This window comes from Micromonospora sp. NPDC049051 (genome assembly GCF_043197575.1).
GTDB lineage: Bacteria > Actinomycetota > Actinomycetes > Mycobacteriales > Micromonosporaceae > Micromonospora.
Map to the genome: position 1 here is coordinate 453,946 of NZ_JBICTL010000005.1, position 19,742 is coordinate 473,687.

Consider the following 19,742-nt stretch of genomic DNA (forward strand, 5'->3'; position numbering starts at 1 on the left):
CCGCGTGACCACCCTCGACGACCTGCCGATCCGCGACGACCTGCGCGGGCTGTCGCCGTACGGGGCGCCGCAGCTCGACGTGCCCGTGCGGCTGAACACCAACGAGAACTCCTACCCGGTGCCCGAGGCGGTGGTGGACGCGCTCGGCAAGGCCCTGGCGGCGGAGCTGCGCGACCTCAACCGCTACCCGGACCGCGACGCGCTGGCGCTGCGCGCCGACCTGGCCGGCTACCTCGGCCACGGGCTCACCGTCGACCACGTGTGGGCGGCCAACGGCTCCAACGAGATCCAGCAGCAGCTGCTCCAGGCGTTCGGTGGCCCGGGGCGCAGCGCGCTCGGCTTCGTCCCGGCGTACTCGATGCACCCGCTGCTGGCGCTCGGCACCGGCACCCGGTGGGTACCGGCCCGCCGGGGCGTCGACTACGGGCTGACGGCGGACGAGGCGGTCACCCAGGTCCGCGAGCACGCCCCGGACGTGGTCTTCCTCTGCTCGCCGAACAACCCGACGGGCACCGCCCTCGACCCGGCGGTGGTCGCCGCGGTGCTGGACGCCGCGCCCGGCATGGTGGTCGTCGACGAGGCGTACGCCGAGTTCGCCCGCCCCGGCACGGTCAGCGCCCTGGCGGTGCTGCCCGGGCACCCGCGGCTGGTGGTGACCCGGACGATGAGCAAGGCGTTCGGCTTCGCCGGCGGCCGGCTGGGCTACCTGGCGGCCGACCCGGCGGTGGTGGCGGCGGTGCAGCTGGTCCGGCTGCCGTACCACCTCTCGGCCCTCACCCAGGCCGCGGCCCGGGCGGCGCTGGCGCACCGCGACGCCCTGCTCGGCACGGTGGCCGCGATCTGCGGGCAGCGCGACCGGATCGTGGCGCGGCTGCGCGAGCGGGGCGTGCGGGTGGCCGACAGCGACGCCAACTTCGTGCTGTTCGAGGTGGGGGGCGACCAGTCCGCCGCCTGGCGCGCCCTGCTGGAGCACGGCGTGCTGGTCCGCGACGTGGGCCTGCCGGGCTGGCTGCGCGTCACCGCCGGCACCCCGGCCGAGACCGACGCCTTCCTCACCGCCATGGAGAAGATCTAGTGGGAGCGCGAGGAGTGAGCTTGCGAGCCCCGCAGCCGCGACCGAAAGGCAAGCAGTTGGGAGCGCGAGGAGTGAGCTTGCGAGCCCCGCAGCCGCGACCGAAAGGCAAGCAATGAGCAGGGCCGCCCGCGTGGAGCGGATCACCAAGGAGACGAGGGTCCTCGTCGAGATCGACCTCGACGGCACCGGCCGGGCCGAGATCGGCACCGGCGTCGGCTTCTACGACCACATGCTGCACCAGATCGCCCGGCACGGCGGCTTCGACCTGACCGTGCAGACCGTGGGTGACCTGGAGATCGACGCCCACCACACGATGGAGGACACGGCCCTCGCGCTGGGCGCCGCGTTCGACCAGGCGCTGGGGGACAAGGCCGGCATCCGGCGGTACGGCTCGGCCACCGTCCCGATGGACGAGGTGCTGGTCCGGGCCGCCGTCGATCTCTCCGGCCGTCCCTACGTGGTGCACGACGAGCCGGTGCTGGCGCCGTACATCGGGCCGGTCTACCCGACCAGCATGACCCGGCACATCTGGGAGTCCTTCGGCCAGGCGGCCCGGATCACCCTGCACGTGGACGTGCTGCGGGCGGCCCGCCCCGGCGGGCACCCGGACGCCCACCACGTGGTGGAGGCCCAGTTCAAGGCGGTCTCCCGCGCGCTGCGCGAGGCCACGGCGATCGACCCGCGCGCGGCGGGCGCGATCCCCAGCACGAAGGGGGCGCTCTGAATGGGCGGGGCGCTGCCGTCGTTGGTGTTGATCCTGGCCGGCGTGCTGGTCGGCGGGGCGTGGTCGTTGCACCGGCAGGGTGCGCCGCGCGGCGCGGTGATCGTCACCGCGCTGCTCGCCGTCCTGGCCACGGTCGCCGGTGCGCTCTGGTTGCTGCCGGGGGAGGGCGCGTGAGCGGGCGGACCAGGCCGCCGCGTCGCGGCGCCGCCGACCGGAGGGTGGTGACGGCATGAGCCGCGTGGTGGTGCTCGACTACGGGTCGGGCAACCTGCGTTCGGCTGAGCGGGCCCTGGCCCGGGCCGGCGCGGACGTGACGGTGACCGACGACCTGACCGCCGCCGCCGAGGCGGACGGGCTGGTGGTGCCGGGCGTGGGCGCGTTCGCCGCCTGCATGGCGGGGATCGAGGCCCTCGGGGCCGGCCCGGTGATCGCCGAGCGCGTCGCCGCCGGCCGTCCCGTGCTGGGCATCTGCGTGGGCATGCAGGTGCTCTTCGAGCACGGCGACGAGCACGGCGTGGTGACCAAGGGCCTCGGGCTGCTCCCGGGCGGGGTGACCAGCCTGGCCGCCCCCCGGCTGCCGCACATGGGCTGGAACACGGTCACCGCGCCGGCGGGTTCGGTGCTCTTCGCCGGCCTGCCGGCCGGCAGCCGGTTCTACTTCGTGCACTCGTACGGGGTCCGGGAGCCGGGCGCCCTGGCGGAGGCCGGCGCCCTGGTCACCACCGCCCACCACGGAACGGACTTCGTGGCGGCCGTCGAGCGGGGTCCGCTGTGCGCCGCGCAGTTCCACCCGGAGAAGTCCGCCGACACCGGTGCCGCGCTGCTGCGCAACTGGCTCGCCACGCTCTCCACCGGTGACTGAGCGCCGGCCCGGTGCGGCGGGGCCGATCCCGTCGGCAGCCAGCCCGCGAAGGGGTACGTCGTGAGCAAGGAGCGGGCCCGGCGTCGGGCCGCCCGGGAGGCCGAGGCTGCCCGGGCCCGGGTCGTCCGCGAGCGGCGGGCGGCCCGACGGTCGCGCCGCCGGGCGCTGGTCCGCCGGTTGACGCCGTCGCTGCGCCGGGGGCGGACGGGCCGGCTGCCCCGGCACAGCCGCGGCGAACGCGCCGCCATCGTGCTGCTGACCCTGGCGGCGATGACGCTGATCTGGACGTTCGTCGACGATCTGGCGCTGCGGATCGCGCTGGTCGTGCTGTTGCTGCTCGTACTGCCGGCGATCGTGGTGATCGCCCTGGACCGTCGCACCTGACTTCGAGGAGAAATACCGTGAGCCTCACCCTGTTGCCCGCCGTGGACGTCGCCGACGGCCAGGCCGTCCGACTCGTGCAGGGCGCCGCCGGCAGCGAGACGACGTACGGCGACCCGTTGGAGGCGGCGCTGGCGTGGCAGCGCGACGGTGCCGAGTGGATCCACCTGGTCGACCTCGACGCCGCGTTCGGCCGTGGCTCCAACGCGCACCTGCTGGCCGAGGTGGTGCGGCAGCTCGACGTGAAGGTGGAGCTGTCCGGCGGCATCCGCGACGACGAGTCGCTGCGGGCCGCGCTGGGCACCGGGGCGGCCCGGGTGAACATCGGCACCGCCGCACTGGAGGATCCCGTCTGGTGCGACCGGGTGTGCGGCGAGTTCGGCGACCGGGTGGCGATCGGGCTGGACGTGCGGGGCCGTACCCTCTCCGCCCGGGGCTGGACGCGCGACGGCGGCGACCTGTTCGAGGTGCTGGAGCGGCTGGACAAGGCGGGTGCGGCGCGCTACGTCGTCACGGACATCACCAAGGACGGCACCATGCGCGGGCCGAACCTGGACCTGCTGCGCGAGGTCTGCGCCCGTACCGATGCCCCGGTCATCGCCTCGGGCGGCGTCTCCACCCTGGACGACCTGCGGGCGCTGGCCACCCTGGAGCCGTTGGGTGTGGAGGGCGTGATCGCCGGCAAGGCGCTGTACGCGGGCGCCTTCACGGTGGCGCAGGCGCTGGAAACCCTGGCCGCGGCGTGACCGTCACCCGGCTCGGGTCGGGCGGCCCGTGGGAGTCGGTGTACGGCTACTGCCGGGTGGTCCGGGCCGGCGACCTGGCCTGGACGGCCGGCTGCACCTCCACGGTGGACGGCGTGGTCACCCACGTGGGCGACGCGGCGGCGCAGACCGCGCAGGCCCTGCGGATCGGGCTGGCCGCGCTGGCCGAGGTGGGCGCGGAGCCCGGGGACGTGGTGCGGACCCGGATGTACGTCACCGACCGCACGTACGCCGACGAGGTGGGGCGGGCGCACAACGCGGTCTTCGGCGCGGTCCGCCCGGTGGCCACGCTGGTGGTGGTGGCCGGTCTGCTCGACCCGGACCACCTGGTCGAGGTGGAGTTGGAGGCGTACCTCGGCGATCGCTGAGCCCTGGCGGGACGGCCCGGATCGGCGGTCTCGCGCGACCCGCCGTCCGGTTCTCGACCGCCGTCGCGGGCCGGTGCCAGACTGAGCCGGTGAGCGGGGCGGCCGTCGGTCGGGACTTGGTGGTCGACCATGCCTGGCGGAGCCTGGCCGAGGGACGGCCGGTCCTCGTGGAGGGTCCCGCCGGGATCGGCAAGACGGCCGTGCACCGGTCGTTGCTGGCCACGGCCGGCCGGGCCGGCTGGCTGGTGCTGGCCTGCGCGCCGACCGAGTCGGAGTCGGCACTGCCGTTCGCGGCGCTGGCGGACCTGCTGGCCCCGCTCGCCGGCCGGGTGCCCGAGTTGCCCGCCCCGCAGCGCGCGGCGTTGGCCGGGGTGCTGCTCGCCGGCGAGGTGACGCAGCCGGTCGACGAGCGCACGGTCGGCGTCGCCACCGCGTCGCTGCTGGCCACCGCCGCCACCAGCACGACCGCCACGGCCGCCACCGGTACGGCCGCCACCACCGCCACCGGTACGGCCGCCACGACCGGCGTCGCAGGCGCTGCCACCGCCGCAGGCCTCGCTGCTGCCACCGGTGTCGCGGGCGACGGTGCGGGCCCGTCCGTGCCCCGGTTGCTGGTGGCCGTGGACGACGCCCCGTGGCTCGACCCGCCGAGTGAGCGCGCGTTGCGCTTCGCGGTGCGCCGGCTGACGCCGGGCGTCGCCGTCCTGGTCACCGCCCGCGCGGAACGGGCGGGCGTGGACCCCGCCCCGCTGGGCATCGACCACGGCGCCACCGGCGGGCGGCTCGACCGGATCGCCCTCGGCCCGCTCGGCGTCGGCGCGCTGCACCACGTGCTGCGTACCGAGACCGGCACGGCGCTGCCCCGCCCCCTGCTGGTGCGCATCGCCGAGGAGGCCGGGGGCAACCCGCTGCTCGCCATCGAACTCGCCCGCGCGGTGCTGCGGATGCCGCAGCTGCCGGCCCCGGGCGCCGACCTGCCGGCCGCGCCGTCGCTGCGGCGGCTGGTCGCCGACCGGGTGGCCGCCCTGCCGCCCGACACCCGGCACGCGATCCGGCTCGCCGCCCTCTCCGGCGTACCCGCGCTGGCCGCGCTGGTCCGGGCCGGGGTGTCGCCGACGGCCTTCGACGCGGCGGAGGAGGCCGGCCTGGTGGCCGTCGCCGGGGAGGCCGTCGCGTTCACCCACCCGGTCTACGCCGCGGCGGTGCGCGACGACGTGCCACCGGGTGTGCGTCGCCGCTTGCACCGGTTGCTCGCCGACACCGCGTACGACCCGGACGAGCGGGCGCGGCAGCTCGCCCGCTGCGTCAGCGCACCCGATCCGCGGGCGGCGGCGGAGATCGCGGCGGCCGCCGTCCGGCAACGGGCCCGGGGGGCGCCGGAGACGGCGGCCGGGCTGTACGACACCGCGGCGCGGCTCCTCCCGCCGGGCACGCCCGAGGAGTTCGCGCGGTGGCGGTTGGCCGCCGCGGAGTGCCGGTTCGACAGCGGCGACTACCCCGCCGCGAAGGTGGCCGCCGACCTCGCCGCCGAGGAGTTGACCGGGCCGGCACGGGCGGAGGCGCTGCTGCTGCGGGCCGTCGTCGCCTGGAGTTCCGACGAACCGCCGGAGGCCGCCCGGTTGGCGGCCGAACGGGCGCTGGAAGCGGCCCCGGCCTCCTCGACGCTGGCGGGACGCATCCACGCCCATCTCAGCCTGTTCCGCGATGCCCCGGAGCCGGCGTGCCGGGACGCCCAGGCGGCGGTGGCGCTGCTGGCCGCCAGCCCGCAGGACCGTCCGGTGCACGCGGCGGCGTTGCTGCTGCTGTTCTTCAACGAGGTCCGGGCCGGGTTGCCGGCCCGGACGGACCTCCTGGAACGGGCGCTCGTGCTGGAGGGGGAGGACCCGTCGTGGCTGGCGGGCATCGTGCCGGCGGCCTGGTGGAAGGCGGTCGACGAGCACGGGCGGGCCCGCGACCGGCTCAGTCGGATGCTGGCGCGGGCCGTCGCCCGCGGTGACGAGCCGTCCCAGCACGAACTCCTCTGCCACCTGGGCGAGAGCGAGCTGCTCGCCGGGCGGTACTCGGCCGCCGCGGCGCACATCGCCGCCGCCCGCGAGCTGGGGGAGCAGTACGGCAGCGACTCGGCCGGCGAACACTGGCTGGACGGGCTGCTGCGGGCGTACCGGGGGCAGGTGGCGCACGCCAGCCGGATCGCCGAGGACGGGCTGCGCCGGGCCGCCGAGCTGGACGACCGCTGGCGCCGCCGGATCTTCGCCCAGCTGGCCGGGTTCGCCGCGCTGACCGGTGGCCGGCTGCCCGAGGCCGCGCGGTACTACGGCGAGCTGGCCGCCACCGTCGACGCGCTGGGGCTGGTGGAGCCCATCGCCCAGCGGTTCGAGCCGGACTGGCTGGAGGCCTGCGTCGGCACGGGCGACCTGGCCACGGCGGCGGAGGCGCTGGACCGGCTGACCGTGCGGCACCGGCGGTTGCCACGGCCGTGGACCACCCTGGGGCTGGCCCGCAGCCGGGTGCTGCTCGCGGGCGCACTGGGCCGGGACCCGTCGGACGCCCTGGCGGAGCTGGCTGCCGCCAGGGCCGAGGTGCCCGCCGACGTGCTGCCCCTGGACCGGGCGCGCTGTCTGCTGGTGGCCGGTGTCGCGTACCGGCGGGTCCGGCGCCGGCGCGAGGCGCGCGAGGCGCTGACCACGGCCGCCCTCGAGTTCGAGGCGCTCGGCGCGGCGGCTCTCGCCGGCCGGGCCCGCGCGGAGGCGGACCGCATGGGAGGCCGCCCGGCGGCGCCTCGCCAGCTGACCGGCACCGAGCGGGAGGTGGCCCGGCTCGCCGCCACCGGCCTGACCAACCGCGTCATCGCCGACACGCTGTTCATCAGCCCCAAGACGGTCGAGGCGAACCTCGCGCGGATCTACCGCAAGCTCGGGATCGCCAGCCGCGCCGAGCTGGGCGCCGTGATGGCCCGGGCCGACGGCGAAGGATAGGGAAACACCCGATTACCCCGGCGCCGTGCCGACCTAGCGTTGGCGTATGGCCACTCGACTCTTCGTCCTCGAACGCTACGACGGCGTCGCTCAGGAGTGCGCCGACGAGCCGGTCGGTGCGCTGACCACCGACGCCACCCGGCTGCGGGCAGCCGTGCGGATCGTGGCCGACGAGGTGGTGCTCGCCCTGGTCGAGGGACCGGACGCGGAGACGGTGGCCGCGGTGGCCAGCGCCGTGGGCTGGCGGGTCGACCGGCTGGGCCCGGCCGAGTGGATCTCGGCGCCGGACGAGCCGGCGCCGCTGACCGGGGGTGACCGGCCGTGACCGTGCCGCCGTTCCGGCCCGCGCCCGGCCCCGGCCGCCAGCCACGAAGGAGGGACATCGTGCAGCAGATTCGTCGTCCGGGCCGGTACGCGTTGCTGGCCGGGCTGCTCGGCCTGGCGGCCGTGCCGCTGGCCGGATGTGGCGGGGCCGAAGGGGGCCAGCCGCCCGCGCCCGACGTCGTGGCGCCGTCGGAGGTGGTCGTCGAAAGCACCGAGGCCGAGCCGGAGCCGACACCGTCGGCAGCGGCGGCGCCGGACCCCTGCGCGCTGGTGTCCAGGAAGGAGGCCGAGCAGCTCGCCGGCACCGGACTGGACGACGCCAAGCCCGTGCGGGAGACCTGTACCTACACCGGGCCGGTGACCGGGCCGACCGCCCAGGTGGAGGTCTTCGTCGGCGACGGGGCCAAGAAGTTCCTGGACATCGAGCGGGACCTCGGCCACGAGCTGCGACCGCTGCCGGGGGTCGGCGACGAGGCGTACGCGAGCCACGAGGCCGTCTTCGTCCACCGGGCCGGCCAGTGGGTGTCGGTGCGGTTGGTCCGGCTCAACGACCCGGCCGAGAACCGGGCGCCCCTGGAACGCGTGGCCCGTACCGTGGCCGGACGGCTCTGAGCGGGTCGCGATGAGGACGAACCCCGTCGTCCGGGCGCTCGCGGCGGCGACCGTGCTGGTCCTGTTGGTGGTCGTGACGGCGGCCTGCCAGCGCGACGATCCGCCGGGCGGGGACCCGTCCGACCCGTACCACGCCGACGCGATCCGTCACGGCCTGGCGCCGCAGCCGCATCCCGACGTGACGTACCAGCCGGACGTGGTGCTGGTCGGCGGCGGCGGGCGGGCGGTGCGGTCGGTGACCGACGACGGCCTGACCTGGCGGATCGACCCGGACGCGGAGCGGGCGGACGAACTGGCCCCGGGCCGGGTGATGTTCCTGACGGGACGGGCGGTCGGCCGGGTGGTGGACGTGCGTCCGGAGGGGGACGACCTCGCGGTGACCATCGGCCCGGTGACCCTGACCGAGGTCGTGCGGGACGGCACCTTCCGCACCGACCGGCCCGTGCCGCTGGACCGGCCCGTCGCGTACGCCGCCGGTGAGCCGGCCTGGGCGGCGGCCGACCTGCCCGAGGAGGGCGGAACGGGCGGAGGGCTGGTCCCGGGGCCCGCCGGGGCCGACCGTGCGGACGGGGCCGGGGCGTCGGGCGGCTCGCGCCTGCCCGGCCGGGCCGTGCCGGTCCGCGCGGGTCAGGCGCCCCGGCCGCCGCAGCCGCCGGCCCGGCCGGGCGGGTCGTCCGCCGCGAAGGCGGGCGGGATCCAGCTGACCCCGCAGTGCTGTGCCGACGGCGTCGGCCTGAGTTTCGCCTACGACGACGGCGACATCCGGATGAGGGGCTCGGTCACCTTCGTGATGCGGCGCCCGACGGCGAGCTTCGACGTGGCCATCAGCGGTGGCGCCGTGACCCGGGCCGAGTTCAGCGTCACCGGGGGCGCCGGCCTCCGGGTCTCGATCGACGCCGCCACCCAGGTCGGCAACCAGCGCAACCTGGCGAAGTCCGTCGTGGTGCCGGTGCAGTTCAGCGTGCCGATCGGCACCATCCTCGGGGTGCCGTTCTCCGCCACCGTGGACCAGTTGCTGGAGGTCCGGACCGTCTTCACCGCCAAGGACGGGTCGTTCCGGGCGGCCGGCGAGTACGCCCTGACCGGCGCGGTCGGCTACGGGTACCACCGCCCGTTCTTCGGGCCCGTGGTGCCCGCCGGATTCACGGTCCGCGACAGCCTGACCAACTCCATCACCGGGGTGTCGATCGGCGTGAACGGCATGCTGCTCAGCTACGACGTGAAGTTCACCGTCGGGATCGGGGCGCTCGGGTTCAGCGCCGGTCTCTACGTGGGGCTGCGTACGACTGTCGGGGCGACCCTGGGCTCGGGCGCCGGTCTCATCGTCTGCCGGGGCGCGGGGATCAACGTCACCATGCGGTACGGCATCGGCTACTCGATCCCGAAGGTGGTGGCCGACGTGGTCAACTTCTTCCTGAAGGTCTTCCGGACCGAACCGATCGAGAACTCCGGCACGCTCGGCTCGCAGACCACTGTGGTGAAGCGCGGCGAGACGGTGCCGCCCAACGTGCCGCTGTGCGTCAACTGATCGGTTGTGCACAACCAAATTGCGCGCTACGGTTTCCCGGTGACCGACCATCTGGTACTGCGCCGGCAGGTGTGCTTCGCGCTCTATGCCGCGTCGCGCGCCCTCACCGACGTCTACCGGCCCGTCCTCGACGAGTTCGGCCTGACCTACCCGCAGTACCTGGTGCTGCTGGTGCTCTGGGAGCGCGACGACGCCCCCACGGTCTCCGAGCTCGGCGCCGCCCTGCGGCTGGACTCCGGCACGCTCTCCCCGCTGCTCAAGCGGCTGGAGGGGGCGGGGCTGGTCGTCCGGACCCGGTCGGCGCGCGACGAGCGGCGGGTGGAGGTGGGCCTGACCGACGACGGGCGGGCCCTGCGGCACCGGATGTGCGAGGTGCCGCTGCGGGTCGCCAGCGCCACGGGCCTCACCGAGGCGGAGCTGGTCGCCCTGCGCGACACCCTCACCCGGGTCACCGAGACGATCCACCGACAGAAGGAGCAGTGACCACCATGCAGGTGCTCTACACCGCGTCCGCCCGGGCCACCGGGGACGGTCGGGACGGCCACGTCCGTACCTCCGACGGCACCCTCGACCTGGGGCTGGCCGTGCCGAAGGAGATGGGTGGCGCCGGCGGCGCCGCCAACCCCGAGCAGCTCTTCGCGGCCGGCTACGCCGCCTGCTTCCACTCGGCGCTGCGCCTGGTCGCCCGCAAGGCGAAGGCCGACGTCTCCGGCTCGGTCGTGGAGGCCGAGGTGGGCATCGGCGCCAACGGCAGCGGCGGCTTCGGGCTGACCGTCGCCCTCGCGGTCGACCTCCCGGCCGTCGACCGGGCCACCGCCGAGGAGCTGCTCGCACAGGCGCACCAGGTCTGCCCCTACTCGAACGCCACCCGCGGCAACGTCGAGGTCGCCCTCACCGTGCGCGAGGCGCGGTGAGCACCCGCAACCGGGAGATCCACCTGGCCTCCCGCCCGCAGGGCTGGCCGACCGCCGACAACTTCCGGCTCGTCGAGACCGAGGTGCCCACCCCCGGGCCGGGGCAGGTCGTGGTCCGCAACCGGTACGTCTCGGTCGACCCGTACATGCGGGGCCGGATGAACGACGTCAGGTCGTACGTGCCGCCGTTCGCGCTCGACGCGCCGCTCGACGGCGGGGCCGTCGGCGAGGTCGTGGCCAGCGAGGCCGAGGGCGTCCGGCCCGGCGACACCGTGCTGCACGGCCTCGGCTGGCGCGAGTACGCGCTGCTCGACGCGAGGGGCGCCCGGAAGGTCGATCCCGATCTCGCCCCGGTCAGCGCCTACCTGAGCGTGCTCGGCATGACCGGCCTGACCGCGTACGCCGGGCTGCTGGAGGTCGCCGGGATGAAGCCGGGGGAGACCGTCTTCGTCTCGGCCGCCGCCGGCGCGGTGGGCAGCCTGGTCGGGCAGATCGCCAAGATCAGGGGCGCGGGGCGCGTGGTCGGCAGCGCCGGCTCGGCGGCGAAGGTCGAGCGGCTGCGGAAACTCGGCTTCGACGCGGCGTTCGACTACCACGACGGCCCGGTACGCGACTCGTTGAAGGCCGCCGCCCCCGACGGCGTCGACGTCTACTTCGACAACGTCGGCGGGGACCACCTGGAGGCGGCGATCTCCGCGATGAAGATGCACGGCCGTGCCGCGATCTGCGGAATGATCGCGCAGTACAACGACACCGAGCCCCCGGCCGCGCCGCGCAACCTGGCGCTGCTCATCGGCAAGCGGCTCACCCTGCGCGGCTTCCTGGTCGGCGACCACGGGCACCTGCGCGACGAGTTCGTCCGCGAGATGGCCGGCTGGCTGCGGGACGGCAAGGTCTCGTACGACGAGACGGTCGTCGACGGCATCGAGAACGCCCCCGAGGCGTTCCTCGGCCTGCTCCGCGGCGAGAACCTCGGCAAGATGCTCGTCCGGGTGTGAGGAAGGCACCTCCCTGACATCTCCGGTGGAGCAGGGATCCGCTGCTGACGGCGGTGGTCGGGCTCACAGGCCGATCGCCGCCGCCAGCGGGGAAGGATAGGCTCGCGGCATGACGGTGGCGGTACGGGTCATCCCGTGTCTCGACGTGGACGCCGGTCGCGTGGTCAAGGGGGTCAACTTCCTCGACCTGCGCGACGCGGGTGACCCGGTGGAGCTGGCGGCGGCGTACGACCGGGCCGGCGCGGACGAGTTGACCTTCCTCGACGTCACCGCCTCCTCCAGCGACCGGGGCACCATGCTCGACGTGGTCCGCCGCACGGCGGAGTCGGTCTTCATCCCGCTGACCGTCGGCGGTGGCATCCGGCGGGTCGCCGACGTCGACACCCTGCTGCGCGCCGGCGCGGACAAGGTCGGGGTGAACACCGCCGCGATCGCCCGCCCCGAGCTGATCGCCGAGATCGCCGACCGCTTCGGCAGGCAGGTGCTGGTGCTCTCGCTCGACGTGCGGAGGGCTCCCGCGGGCGGCACGCCCAGCGGTTTCGAGGTGACCACCCACGGCGGCCGGCGCGGCACCGGGCTGGACGCGGTCGAGTGGGCCCGCCGCGGCGCCGAGCTGGGCGCGGGGGAGATCCTGCTGAACTCGATGGACGCCGACGGCACCAAGGCCGGCTTCGACCTCGAACTCATCGGCGCGGTGCGCCGGGTGGTCGACGTGCCGGTGGTGGCCAGCGGCGGTGCGGGCCAGGTGGCGCACTTCGCGCCGGCGATCGGCGCCGGCGCCGACGCGGTGCTCGCCGCCAGCGTCTTCCACTTCGGGGAGCTGACCGTCGGCGAGGTCAAGGACGCGCTGCGCGTGGCCGGGCACCCGGTCCGCTGACGGCCCGCGCGGCTCAGTCCCGGCGGCCCCGGTTCTCGGGCGAGCGCCGGGGTGCGGGGATCGACCGCACCACGTACTCCTGGACGGCGGCGGCGTGGTCGGCCTCGTCCAGGTGCCACTCGGCGCTGACCGGGGCGTGCCGCCGGGTCAGCACGCCCTGGACGGTGTCCACGGTGGTGGCCAGCCCGGCGCTCGGCCGGGTGCGCCAGAGGCGCTCACCGTCAGCGGTGATCCGGAACCAGCCGTCGGTGACGCTGACCAGCCCGGCCCCGACGAGGCGACGGACCGCCGCCTCCACCTCGTGCCGCTCGGGGATCGCCTGGTTGAGATGGTCGGCGGTGGAGAGCACGTCGGCGAGGCGTACGCCCTCGGGACGGCGGCTGGACGCCGCCCGGCGGTGCCTTCCCGCTCCGCTGGCGATCACCACCGAGACGAAGATCCAGGCATCGCTCCAGCGCCATCCGTTCTCCCCCATGCGAGGATTCTGCCGGGCGTGGCGTCCGAAGGGAACACCGGCGTCGGGCCCGTCTGCCGGGGACGGGGATCGTCGCGGACGCGGCGCGGGACGGGCGCGGTAGGCCGGTGCCCGAGGCCCGGCGGCACGTCGAGCAGCGTCACTTCGCAGGCGTCCGGCGCCACCGGGGCGGATCAGGCCGTGGGGAGCGGCGTGACCGGGTCCGGGGCGGGGTTCTGCGGGCCGGGGACGGTGAACAGCGGCAGGAAGACCTGGGTCAGCGGCCCGATGGCCAGCGCGTAGACGACCGTTCCGACGCCCGCCACCCCGCCGAGCAGCCAGCCCAGTGCCAGCACCGTGACCTCGATGACGGTGCGGACGAGCCGGACGGAGCGGCCGGGCCGGCGGGCGACGTAGCCGGTCATCAGGCCGTCGCGGGGACCCGGCCCGAGGCGGGCGCCGAGGTAGAGCCCCGTCGCCACCCCGTTGGCCACGACGCCGGCGACGAGCATCCCGGCCCGTACGCCCAGCGACCCGCCCGCCGGCAGCAGCGGGAGCGTCGCGTCCACCACCAACCCGACCACCAGGGCGTTGCTGACGGTGCCGAGGCCGGGACGCTGGCGCAGCGGGATCCAGAGCAGCAGCACCAGCACGCCCACCGCGATGGTGACGGTGCCGATGGAGAGGCCGGTCAGCTCGGACAGGCCCTGGTGGAACACGTTCCACGGGTCCAGGCCCAGCTCCGAGTTGATCATCAGGGCCATGCTCACGCCGTAGAGGACGAGTCCCGCGTAGAGCTGGCTGAGTCGCCGCGCGGGACGATGTCGGAGATTGCCAATCGGTGTCACCCATGCCACGCTAGAGGCCAATTTGCGCAGCGTAAGAGCCAATCCAGGAGGAGTGGCCATGACGAGTCAGGTTCGGGGTGCTCAATTGGCCCGGCTCCTCGGTCAGTGGCACGCACTTCCCGGCCGCCGTCGCAGCCCCGACTACGCCGCCCTGGCGGGTGCCGTACGCGGCCTGCTCGCCGACGGTCGGCTGCCGCTGGGCGTACGGCTGCCCGCCGAACGGGAGCTGGCCGAGGCGCTGAAGATCAGCCGGACCACCGTCACGGCCGCGTACCGGGAGCTGCGCGAAACCGGGCACCTGGCCAGCCGACGGGGTGCCGGCAGCTGGACCATGCTCCCGGGCACCCACCGGGTGGCGAGCACCGGGCTCTGGACCCCGCTGGACGACCGGGACATGATCGATCTCGGGGTCGCCGCGCTCGCCGCGCCGCCCGAGCTGCTGCCGGCCGCCCGCGCGGCGGCCGAGGACCTGCCCCGCTACCTGGGCGGCGCCGGCTACCACCCGACCGGGATCATCGAGCTGCGCGAGGCGGTGGCCGACGCCTACACCGACCGGGGCCTGCCCACCTCGCCCGACCAGATCATGGTCACCAACGGCACCCAGCACGCCCTCGACCTGGTGCTCCGGTTGGCGCTCGCCCCCGGCGGCAACGTGCTCGTCGAGGCGCCCAGCTACCCGAACGCCCTGGCCGCGCTGGCCGCGCGCCGGGCCCGGATCACCACCCACGGCCTGGCCCTGGAGGAGCCCGGGTGGGACGCCGACCTGCTGCTCGGTGGCCTCCGGCAGACCCGGCCCAAGCTGGCGTACCTGATCCCGGACTTCCAGAACCCGACCGGGCACCTGATGCCGGCGGCGCTGCGGGAACGGGTGGTGGCCACGGCCCACGCCGTCGGCACCGACCTGGTCGTCGACGAGTCCTTCGTGGACCTGCCGCTGGACGGGACGGTGCTGCCCCCACCGACCGCCAGCTTCGACCGGCACTCACGGGTGGTCACCATCGGCGGGATGAGCAAGCCGTTCTGGGGTGGCCTGCGCATCGGCTGGGTGCGCGCCTCCGCCCCGCAGGTGCAGCGGCTCGCCGCCGCCCGGGTCGGCGTCGACATGGCCAGCCCGGTCCTGGACCAGCTGGTCGCGGTCCACCTGCTCGCCGACGCGCCGGCCATCGTCGCGGCGCGCCGGGCCCAGCTCACCGCCCAACGCGACGCGCTGCTGACGGCGCTCGCGCAGCGCCTGCCCGAGTGGCGGGTCACCGTCCCGCACGGCGGGGTGACCCTCTGGGCGGAACTGGACGGGCCGATCTCCAGCGCGTTGGCCCGGGCCGCCGAGGAGGTCGGCGTACGCCTGGCGCCCGGTCCCCGCTTCGGCCTGGACGGCACGCTGGAGCGCTTCCTGCGGCTGCCGTTCACCCTGCCGGCCGCCGACCTGGTCGAGGCGGTGGGCCGCATCGCCGCCGTCCGGTACGACCTGGACCGGGGCGGTCGGTCCCAGTGGCGGGAACCGGCGGTCATCGCCTGAGCCGGCACCGGACCGGGGCCGCGCGGCCCTGACCGGGTCGGCCAATCGTGCCTGCGCCCGACTGGCCGCCTGGGAGACTGCCCAGGTGGGGGACGCGGGGGAGATCCGGTGGCCGCGCGGCATCCTGCCGAGCGCCCCGGGGTCCCGCACCACCCGCCTCGAACTCTTCTACGACCTTGTCTTCGTCTTCGCCTTTCTCAACGTGACCACGGTGACGGCCGGCAGCCTGGACCTCCGCGGGCTGGTCCGGTTCCTGGTGGTGCTCGCCCTGCTGTGGTGGTGCTGGAGTGGCTTCGCGGCGCTGGGCAACGTGATCCGGACCGACCAGGGCCTGACGCCACTGATCGGGTTCGCCCTCGCCGCCGCCGTGTTCGTGCTCGCGCTGAGCCTGCCGAAGGCGTTCGTCGACCACCCCGGCGGGCTGCCCGGCCCGGTGGTCTTCGCCTGCTGCTACTTCGTGGTCCGCGCGACCCAGGTGGCGGTCTTCCTCTGGGCCGTGCGCACCGACCGGGAGGTGCGCCGGCGGATGCCCGTACTGATCCTGCCGTTGTTGATCGCCACGGGGCTCATCCTGACCGCCGCGCTGGTGCCGCAGCGGTTCTTCGAAGACGGCGCCGAGAGCGGTGTGCGGGCGACGTTGTGGATCGCCGCGCTCGGCATCGAGTACGGCGCCGGCGTGGCCCAGCACCGCGCCGGCTGGACGGTGCTCTCGGCCGGGCACTGGGCGGAACGGCACGCGCTGATCATCATGGTGGCGCTCGGCGAGTCGATCATCGCGTTGGGGCTCGGGCCCGGCCCCGCCGCCGTGCCGCTGACCTGGCCGGTGATCGTCGCGGCGATCCTCGGCATCGGCGTGGTCGCGGCGCTGTGGTGGGCGTACTTCGACACCCTCGCACTGGCCATGGAACAGGTGATGCACCGCACCCGGGATCCGCGTACCCGCGCGGGGCTGGCCCGGGACGTGTACACCTTCCTGCACCTGCCGCTGATCACGGGCGTGATCCTGTTCGCGCTGGGGCTCAAGGGGCTGATCCACGAGGGCGCCGCCCCGGGGACCCCGCAGTGGGGGGTGCCGCTGCCCGGCTTCGACCTGCTGGTCCTCCACGGCGGCGTCGCGCTCTACCTGCTCACGTTGGTCCTGCTGGCGAAGCGGATGCTGGGGGCGACGCGCTGGCCGTCGATCGGCGGGGTGGTGCTGCTCGTCGCGTTGGTCCCGGCGGCGGCGCGGGTGCCGGAACTGGCCGCCCTGGGCGTGTTGGCGGTGGCCACCGTCCTGGTGGTCACGCTGCAGACGACCGTCGACGCCCCGTGGCGGCGGCACGTGCGGCAGGTGGCACTGGAGGAACAGCGCGCCGCCGAGGCCGAGCAGACGCGCTGGCGGGGCGACTACCTCTGAGCCCGGCGCACCCGCCCCGGGCCCGGCCCGGAGCCCGACCGCCCCGCCCCGACGCCGACGGCCCGGCCCTGACGGCCCGGCCCCGACAACGGACCCGGGCCCGACGCCGACGGCCGGCCCCGACGTCGGCGGGCCCGCGCCGGAACACGGGGCCGCCGACGTCGCGTGCTCAGAGTTCGGCCAGCGTGCCCGCGTACATCTTCTCGATCTCGCCGGCGAAGTTGCTCTCCACGCCGCGGCGCTTGATCTTGAGCGACGGGGTGATCTCGCCGTCCTCGATGGTCAGGTCGCGTGGCAGGATGGCGACCTTCTTGATCGTCTCCCAGCGGTTGAGCTTGGCGTTGAGCTCGGCCACGTACCCCTCGACCATCGCCTTCGCCTCGGGCGAGGAGACGATCTCGGCGTAGTCGCGGCCCTCCAGCGGCGTGCCGGCGGCCCAGCCCTTGATCGCGTCCGGGTCCAGCGTGACCAGCATCGTGCAGTAGTTGCGGGCCTGGCCGATCACCACCGCCTGGGAGGTGTACGGGCAGGTGGCCTTGAACATCCCCTCGATGTGCGACGGCGCGATGTACTTGCCGCCCGAGGTCTTGACCAGGTCCTTCTTCCGGTCGGTGATCTTCAGGTAGCCGTCGGCGTCGAGGGTGCCGATGTCGCCGGTGCGGAAGAAGCCGTCCTCGGTGAACGCGGCGGCCGTCTCCTCGGGCAGGTTGTGGTAGCCGCGCATCACCGGCCGGCCGCGCACCAGGATCTCGCCGTCGGTGTCGATGCGGCACTCCAGGTCGCCCATCGCCTTGCCGACGGTGCCGATGCGCAGCCCGTCCGGCGGGTTGACGAAGTTGCCGGCGCTGGTCTCGGTGAGGCCGTAGCCCTCGGAGATCGGCAGGTTCGCCGCGGCGAAGAAGGTGGCGATCTCCGGGCTGAGCGGGGCGGCGCCGGAGACGAGCACCCGGATCCGGCCGCCGAGGCGGGCCTGGAGCTTGCTGAACACCAGCTTCTCGGCCAGCGCGTACTTGAACTTGAGCCCGCCCGGCAGGGGGCGGCCGGCCTGCTCCAGGGCGACCTTCTCCTTGCCGACCCGGACGCCCCAGGCGAAGATCTTCGCCTTCGCGCCGCCACCGGCCTGCGCGGTGGTGACCGCCTTGTTGTAGACCTTCTCGAACACCCGGGGCGCGCCGCACATCAGCGTCGGCCGGATCACCGAGAGCAGGTCGACCAGCTTGTCCACCCGGCCGTCGACGTACGTCGGCAGGCCCACGTGGATCGCCCCGCAGAGCAGGGTCTTGCCGAACGAGTGCGACAGGGGAAGCCAGAGGTACTGGAGGTCGTTCTCGCGCAGCAGCCCCAGGTCGGCCTGGGCCACGCCCTCCCAGCACCAGCCGCCGTGCAGCAGCTCGACGCCCTTCGGGCGCCCGGTGGTGCCGGAGGTGTAGATCAGGGTGGCCAGGTGGTCGGGGCCGATCCCGGCGACCAGCCTGTCGACCAGGTCCGGCTCGGCGGCCAGCGCGCTCGCGCCCTGCTCCTCCAGCTCGGCGAGGGTGAGCTGGGGGACGGCGGCGGCCGGGTCGGCGGCACCGTCGAAGAGCACGACGTGGGTCAGCGCCGGCAGGTCCGCGCCGGCGATCTTGGCGGCCTGCGCCGGGTTCTCGGCGAAGAGCACGCGGGAGCCGGAGTCGGCGATGATGTAGGTCGCGTCCTCCGGCTCGGTGGTCGGGTAGACGGTGGTGGTGGCGCCGCCGGCGCACATGATGCCGAGGTCGGCGATCACCCAGTCGAGCCGGGTGTTCGCCAGGATCGCGACCGGATCCTCCAGGCCGACACCGAGGCCGTGCAGCCCGGCGGCGACCGCCTTGGCGCGACGGGCCACCTGCTCCCAGTTCAGCCAGACCGGCCCGGAGTCGTCGGAAGCCGGGTGGGCGAAGGCGTCGCGGTCGGGGGACGCCGCCACGCGCTTGAGGAACATGTCGGGGATGGAACGGTACGGTACATCGAGAGCCATCGCTGTAGCCGCCTTCGGGGGTGGGATGACGTGACCATGGTCACGTCGGCGTTCGTTACCGAAGAGTATTGCCTGCCCCCGGACATCGGCTAGCCCTGTGGATCACGGCTGGGCCACGTCTCGGAAGATGGCGGCCCGGCTCAGGCGTACCGGGCCGCCCGCAGCGACCAGTCGTAGGTGGCCCGGATCCAGTTGCGCCGCGCCGTGAGGGCCGGCCGCAGGTCGTCGTCCCCGGCGGCCAGCAGCGCGGCCTCCGTCCCCAGGTACGCCGACAGGGTCGCGTTGAACCGGTCGGCCGCCGCCCGCAGGGCCGCCGGCTCGTCGCCGTCCGCGCGCCCCGCGGCGATCACCACGACCAGGTTGTGCACGTCCGGCTGGGCGAGGTGCTCCTTGCCGTACGAGAAGACGTCGTTGCACCAGCAGACCAGGTCGGCGGCGAGCAGGTCGAGGGTGACCAGGGACGGCTCGGTGCGCTGCGCCGCACCCGGCAGCGCCCCGGCGGCCAGTTCGGTGAGGGTGAAGCTGGGGTGGACCGCGCCGGTGTGCCGGCGCATCTGGGCGTACTCGGCCAGCCCCGGCACGCGCCCGTGCTCCCGGTTCGCCGCCTCCCAGAGCAGCGCCAGCAGGTACTCGCGTACCTCGCCGCGGAAGCGCAGCAGTGCCGCGGGTCCGCCGGTGGCGTGGGCCCGCCGGCACAGGTCGCCCAGCGCCTCGCCGAGCGGCCCGGCCGTGGTGGCCGGTGCGTCGGGCCGCCCCTCCGGGCCGTCCAGCACGTCCAGCAGCGCGGCGACGGTGGGCGCCAGCCGGGTGGGGGAGTCGCCGAGGCCGTCCTCGTCGCAGGCGTCGTCCATGACGAACAGCCAGGAGATCAGGTCGGCGAGCAGCCGCAGCCCGTCGAACCCGCCGTCCGGGCAGGCCCGCCCGGCCAGCCCGGCGGCGTCGGCCCGGCGCAGTCGGTGCAGCCGGTGCCCGTTACTGATCAGCCCGTGGTCGAGCGCCCATTCGGTGCTCTCCCGCGCCACCCGGTCGGTGGCGTCGTGCTGGCGCGCGGGAAAGGGGGGTTCCCGTAGCGCCGAGACCGCAAAGGTCCGCATGGTGCCCCCTGTCGCGCTGTCCCCCCACGGGACTGC

21 protein-coding genes are annotated in these 19,742 nt (G+C 74.9%); 17 read left to right on the forward strand and 4 right to left on the reverse strand.

Annotated features, from left to right (window positions below; genetic code table 11):
- Window positions 1–4 precede the first annotated feature (4 nt).
- The 15 genes from ACGFIR_RS23260 to hisF all read left to right on the forward strand — a co-directional run bounded on the left by ACGFIR_RS23260 (window position 5) and on the right by hisF (window position 12,402).
- On the forward strand, window positions 5–1,075 hold the full coding sequence (locus ACGFIR_RS23260) for a histidinol-phosphate transaminase (RefSeq protein ID WP_393002251.1): 1,071 nt from the start codon (window positions 5–7) through the stop codon (window positions 1,073–1,075).
- A gap of 112 nt (window positions 1,076–1,187) precedes the next feature.
- Window positions 1,188–1,799, forward strand: coding sequence for an imidazoleglycerol-phosphate dehydratase HisB (hisB, locus tag ACGFIR_RS23265; protein ID WP_393002253.1), 612 nt, complete (start codon window positions 1,188–1,190; stop codon window positions 1,797–1,799).
- Window positions 1,800–1,973: a hypothetical protein gene (locus ACGFIR_RS23270; protein ID WP_393002255.1), complete on the forward strand. Its 174-nt coding sequence runs from the start codon at window positions 1,800–1,802 to the stop codon at window positions 1,971–1,973.
- A gap of 55 nt (window positions 1,974–2,028) precedes the next feature.
- Entirely contained in the window at window positions 2,029–2,661 is a 633-nt protein-coding gene (gene hisH / locus ACGFIR_RS23275; protein WP_393002257.1) for an imidazole glycerol phosphate synthase subunit HisH, read from the forward strand.
- A gap of 60 nt (window positions 2,662–2,721) precedes the next feature.
- Window positions 2,722–3,045: a hypothetical protein gene (locus tag ACGFIR_RS23280; protein ID WP_393002259.1), complete on the forward strand. Its 324-nt coding sequence runs from the start codon at window positions 2,722–2,724 to the stop codon at window positions 3,043–3,045.
- Between the two features lie 17 nt (window positions 3,046–3,062).
- The gene (gene priA, locus ACGFIR_RS23285) at window positions 3,063–3,788 is read left to right on the forward strand and encodes a bifunctional 1-(5-phosphoribosyl)-5-((5-phosphoribosylamino)methylideneamino)imidazole-4-carboxamide isomerase/phosphoribosylanthranilate isomerase PriA (protein WP_393002261.1); all 726 of its coding nucleotides are present in this window, start codon (window positions 3,063–3,065) and stop codon (window positions 3,786–3,788) included.
- Window positions 3,785–4,174 carry a RidA family protein gene (locus ACGFIR_RS23290; protein ID WP_393002263.1) on the forward strand — a complete coding sequence of 130 codons (390 nt, stop codon included), beginning with the start codon at window positions 3,785–3,787 and terminating at the stop codon, window positions 4,172–4,174. Before priA ends, ACGFIR_RS23290 begins: the two co-directional genes overlap by 4 nt.
- Before the next feature lie 89 nt (window positions 4,175–4,263).
- Window positions 4,264–7,149, forward strand: coding sequence for a LuxR C-terminal-related transcriptional regulator (locus tag ACGFIR_RS23295; protein WP_393147071.1), 2,886 nt, complete (start codon window positions 4,264–4,266; stop codon window positions 7,147–7,149).
- 46 nt (window positions 7,150–7,195) lie between these two features.
- On the forward strand, window positions 7,196–7,474 hold the full coding sequence (locus tag ACGFIR_RS23300) for a hypothetical protein (protein WP_393147073.1): 279 nt from the start codon (window positions 7,196–7,198) through the stop codon (window positions 7,472–7,474).
- A gap of 59 nt (window positions 7,475–7,533) precedes the next feature.
- Window positions 7,534–8,085 carry a hypothetical protein gene (locus ACGFIR_RS23305; protein ID WP_393147075.1) on the forward strand — a complete coding sequence of 184 codons (552 nt, stop codon included), beginning with the start codon at window positions 7,534–7,536 and terminating at the stop codon, window positions 8,083–8,085.
- A 10-nt stretch (window positions 8,086–8,095) separates the two neighbouring features.
- Window positions 8,096–9,613 (forward strand): hypothetical protein, encoded by a 1,518-nt coding sequence (locus tag ACGFIR_RS23310; protein ID WP_393147077.1) that lies wholly within the window; start codon window positions 8,096–8,098, stop codon window positions 9,611–9,613.
- A 39-nt stretch (window positions 9,614–9,652) separates the two neighbouring features.
- Complete coding sequence (locus ACGFIR_RS23315) at window positions 9,653–10,096, forward strand: MarR family winged helix-turn-helix transcriptional regulator (protein WP_393147079.1); 444 nt, start codon at window positions 9,653–9,655, stop codon at window positions 10,094–10,096.
- 5 nt (window positions 10,097–10,101) lie between these two features.
- The gene (locus ACGFIR_RS23320) at window positions 10,102–10,527 is read left to right on the forward strand and encodes an organic hydroperoxide resistance protein (RefSeq protein WP_393147291.1); all 426 of its coding nucleotides are present in this window, start codon (window positions 10,102–10,104) and stop codon (window positions 10,525–10,527) included.
- Window positions 10,524–11,525, forward strand: a complete 1,002-nt coding sequence (locus tag ACGFIR_RS23325) for an NADP-dependent oxidoreductase (protein WP_393147081.1) — start codon at window positions 10,524–10,526, stop codon at window positions 11,523–11,525. Before ACGFIR_RS23320 ends, ACGFIR_RS23325 begins: the two co-directional genes overlap by 4 nt.
- Window positions 11,526–11,634: 109 nt before the next feature.
- Entirely contained in the window at window positions 11,635–12,402 is a 768-nt protein-coding gene (gene hisF / locus ACGFIR_RS23330; RefSeq protein ID WP_393002277.1) for an imidazole glycerol phosphate synthase subunit HisF, read from the forward strand.
- A gap of 13 nt (window positions 12,403–12,415) precedes the next feature.
- On the opposite strand, the gene ACGFIR_RS23335 is transcribed toward hisF, so the two are convergent.
- Together ACGFIR_RS23335 and ACGFIR_RS23340 are read right to left on the reverse strand one after the other, a co-directional pair.
- Window positions 12,416–12,877, reverse strand: a complete 462-nt coding sequence (locus ACGFIR_RS23335) for a hypothetical protein (protein ID WP_393002279.1) — start codon at window positions 12,875–12,877, stop codon at window positions 12,416–12,418.
- Between the two features lie 173 nt (window positions 12,878–13,050).
- On the reverse strand, window positions 13,051–13,704 hold the full coding sequence (locus tag ACGFIR_RS23340; RefSeq protein WP_393147083.1) for a YitT family protein: 654 nt from the start codon (window positions 13,702–13,704) through the stop codon (window positions 13,051–13,053).
- A 58-nt stretch (window positions 13,705–13,762) separates the two neighbouring features.
- Here ACGFIR_RS23340 and ACGFIR_RS23345 point away from each other — a divergent pair, with 58 nt between their 5' ends.
- Both ACGFIR_RS23345 and ACGFIR_RS23350 read left to right on the forward strand, forming a co-directional pair.
- Window positions 13,763–15,220 carry a PLP-dependent aminotransferase family protein gene (locus tag ACGFIR_RS23345; protein WP_393147085.1) on the forward strand — a complete coding sequence of 486 codons (1,458 nt, stop codon included), beginning with the start codon at window positions 13,763–13,765 and terminating at the stop codon, window positions 15,218–15,220.
- A gap of 85 nt (window positions 15,221–15,305) precedes the next feature.
- Window positions 15,306–16,616, forward strand: coding sequence for a low temperature requirement protein A (locus tag ACGFIR_RS23350; RefSeq protein ID WP_393147087.1), 1,311 nt, complete (start codon window positions 15,306–15,308; stop codon window positions 16,614–16,616).
- Between the two features lie 169 nt (window positions 16,617–16,785).
- Here the strand turns inward: ACGFIR_RS23350 and ACGFIR_RS23355 are convergent, their stop codons facing one another.
- Window positions 16,786–18,612, reverse strand: a complete 1,827-nt coding sequence (locus ACGFIR_RS23355) for an AMP-dependent synthetase/ligase (protein WP_393147089.1) — start codon at window positions 18,610–18,612, stop codon at window positions 16,786–16,788.
- Between the two features lie 140 nt (window positions 18,613–18,752).
- Window positions 18,753–19,706, reverse strand: a complete 954-nt coding sequence (locus tag ACGFIR_RS23360) for a terpene synthase (protein WP_393147091.1) — start codon at window positions 19,704–19,706, stop codon at window positions 18,753–18,755.
- Window positions 19,707–19,742 lie beyond the last annotated feature (36 nt).

What these genes read in the sequence shown, in the direction of transcription:
- ACGFIR_RS23345 (WP_393147085.1), top strand. Translation starts at nt 13,763, where the DNA reads ATGACGAGTCAGGTTCGGGGTGCTCAATTGGCCCGGCTCCTCGGTCAG.
- ACGFIR_RS23310 (WP_393147077.1), top strand. Translation starts at nt 8,096, where the DNA reads ATGAGGACGAACCCCGTCGTCCGGGCGCTCGCGGCGGCGACCGTGCTG.
- ACGFIR_RS23355 (WP_393147089.1), bottom strand. Translation starts at nt 18,612, where the DNA reads ATGGCTCTCGATGTACCGTACCGTTCCATCCCCGACATGTTCCTCAAG.
- hisB (WP_393002253.1), top strand. Translation starts at nt 1,188, where the DNA reads ATGAGCAGGGCCGCCCGCGTGGAGCGGATCACCAAGGAGACGAGGGTC.
- ACGFIR_RS23360 (WP_393147091.1), bottom strand. Translation starts at nt 19,706, where the DNA reads ATGCGGACCTTTGCGGTCTCGGCGCTACGGGAACCCCCCTTTCCCGCG.
- hisF (WP_393002277.1), top strand. Translation starts at nt 11,635, where the DNA reads ATGACGGTGGCGGTACGGGTCATCCCGTGTCTCGACGTGGACGCCGGT.
- hisH (WP_393002257.1), top strand. Translation starts at nt 2,029, where the DNA reads ATGAGCCGCGTGGTGGTGCTCGACTACGGGTCGGGCAACCTGCGTTCG.
- ACGFIR_RS23270 (WP_393002255.1), top strand. Translation starts at nt 1,800, where the DNA reads ATGGGCGGGGCGCTGCCGTCGTTGGTGTTGATCCTGGCCGGCGTGCTG.
- ACGFIR_RS23320 (WP_393147291.1), top strand. Translation starts at nt 10,102, where the DNA reads ATGCAGGTGCTCTACACCGCGTCCGCCCGGGCCACCGGGGACGGTCGG.
- ACGFIR_RS23300 (WP_393147073.1), top strand. Translation starts at nt 7,196, where the DNA reads ATGGCCACTCGACTCTTCGTCCTCGAACGCTACGACGGCGTCGCTCAG.
- ACGFIR_RS23335 (WP_393002279.1), bottom strand. Translation starts at nt 12,877, where the DNA reads ATGGGGGAGAACGGATGGCGCTGGAGCGATGCCTGGATCTTCGTCTCG.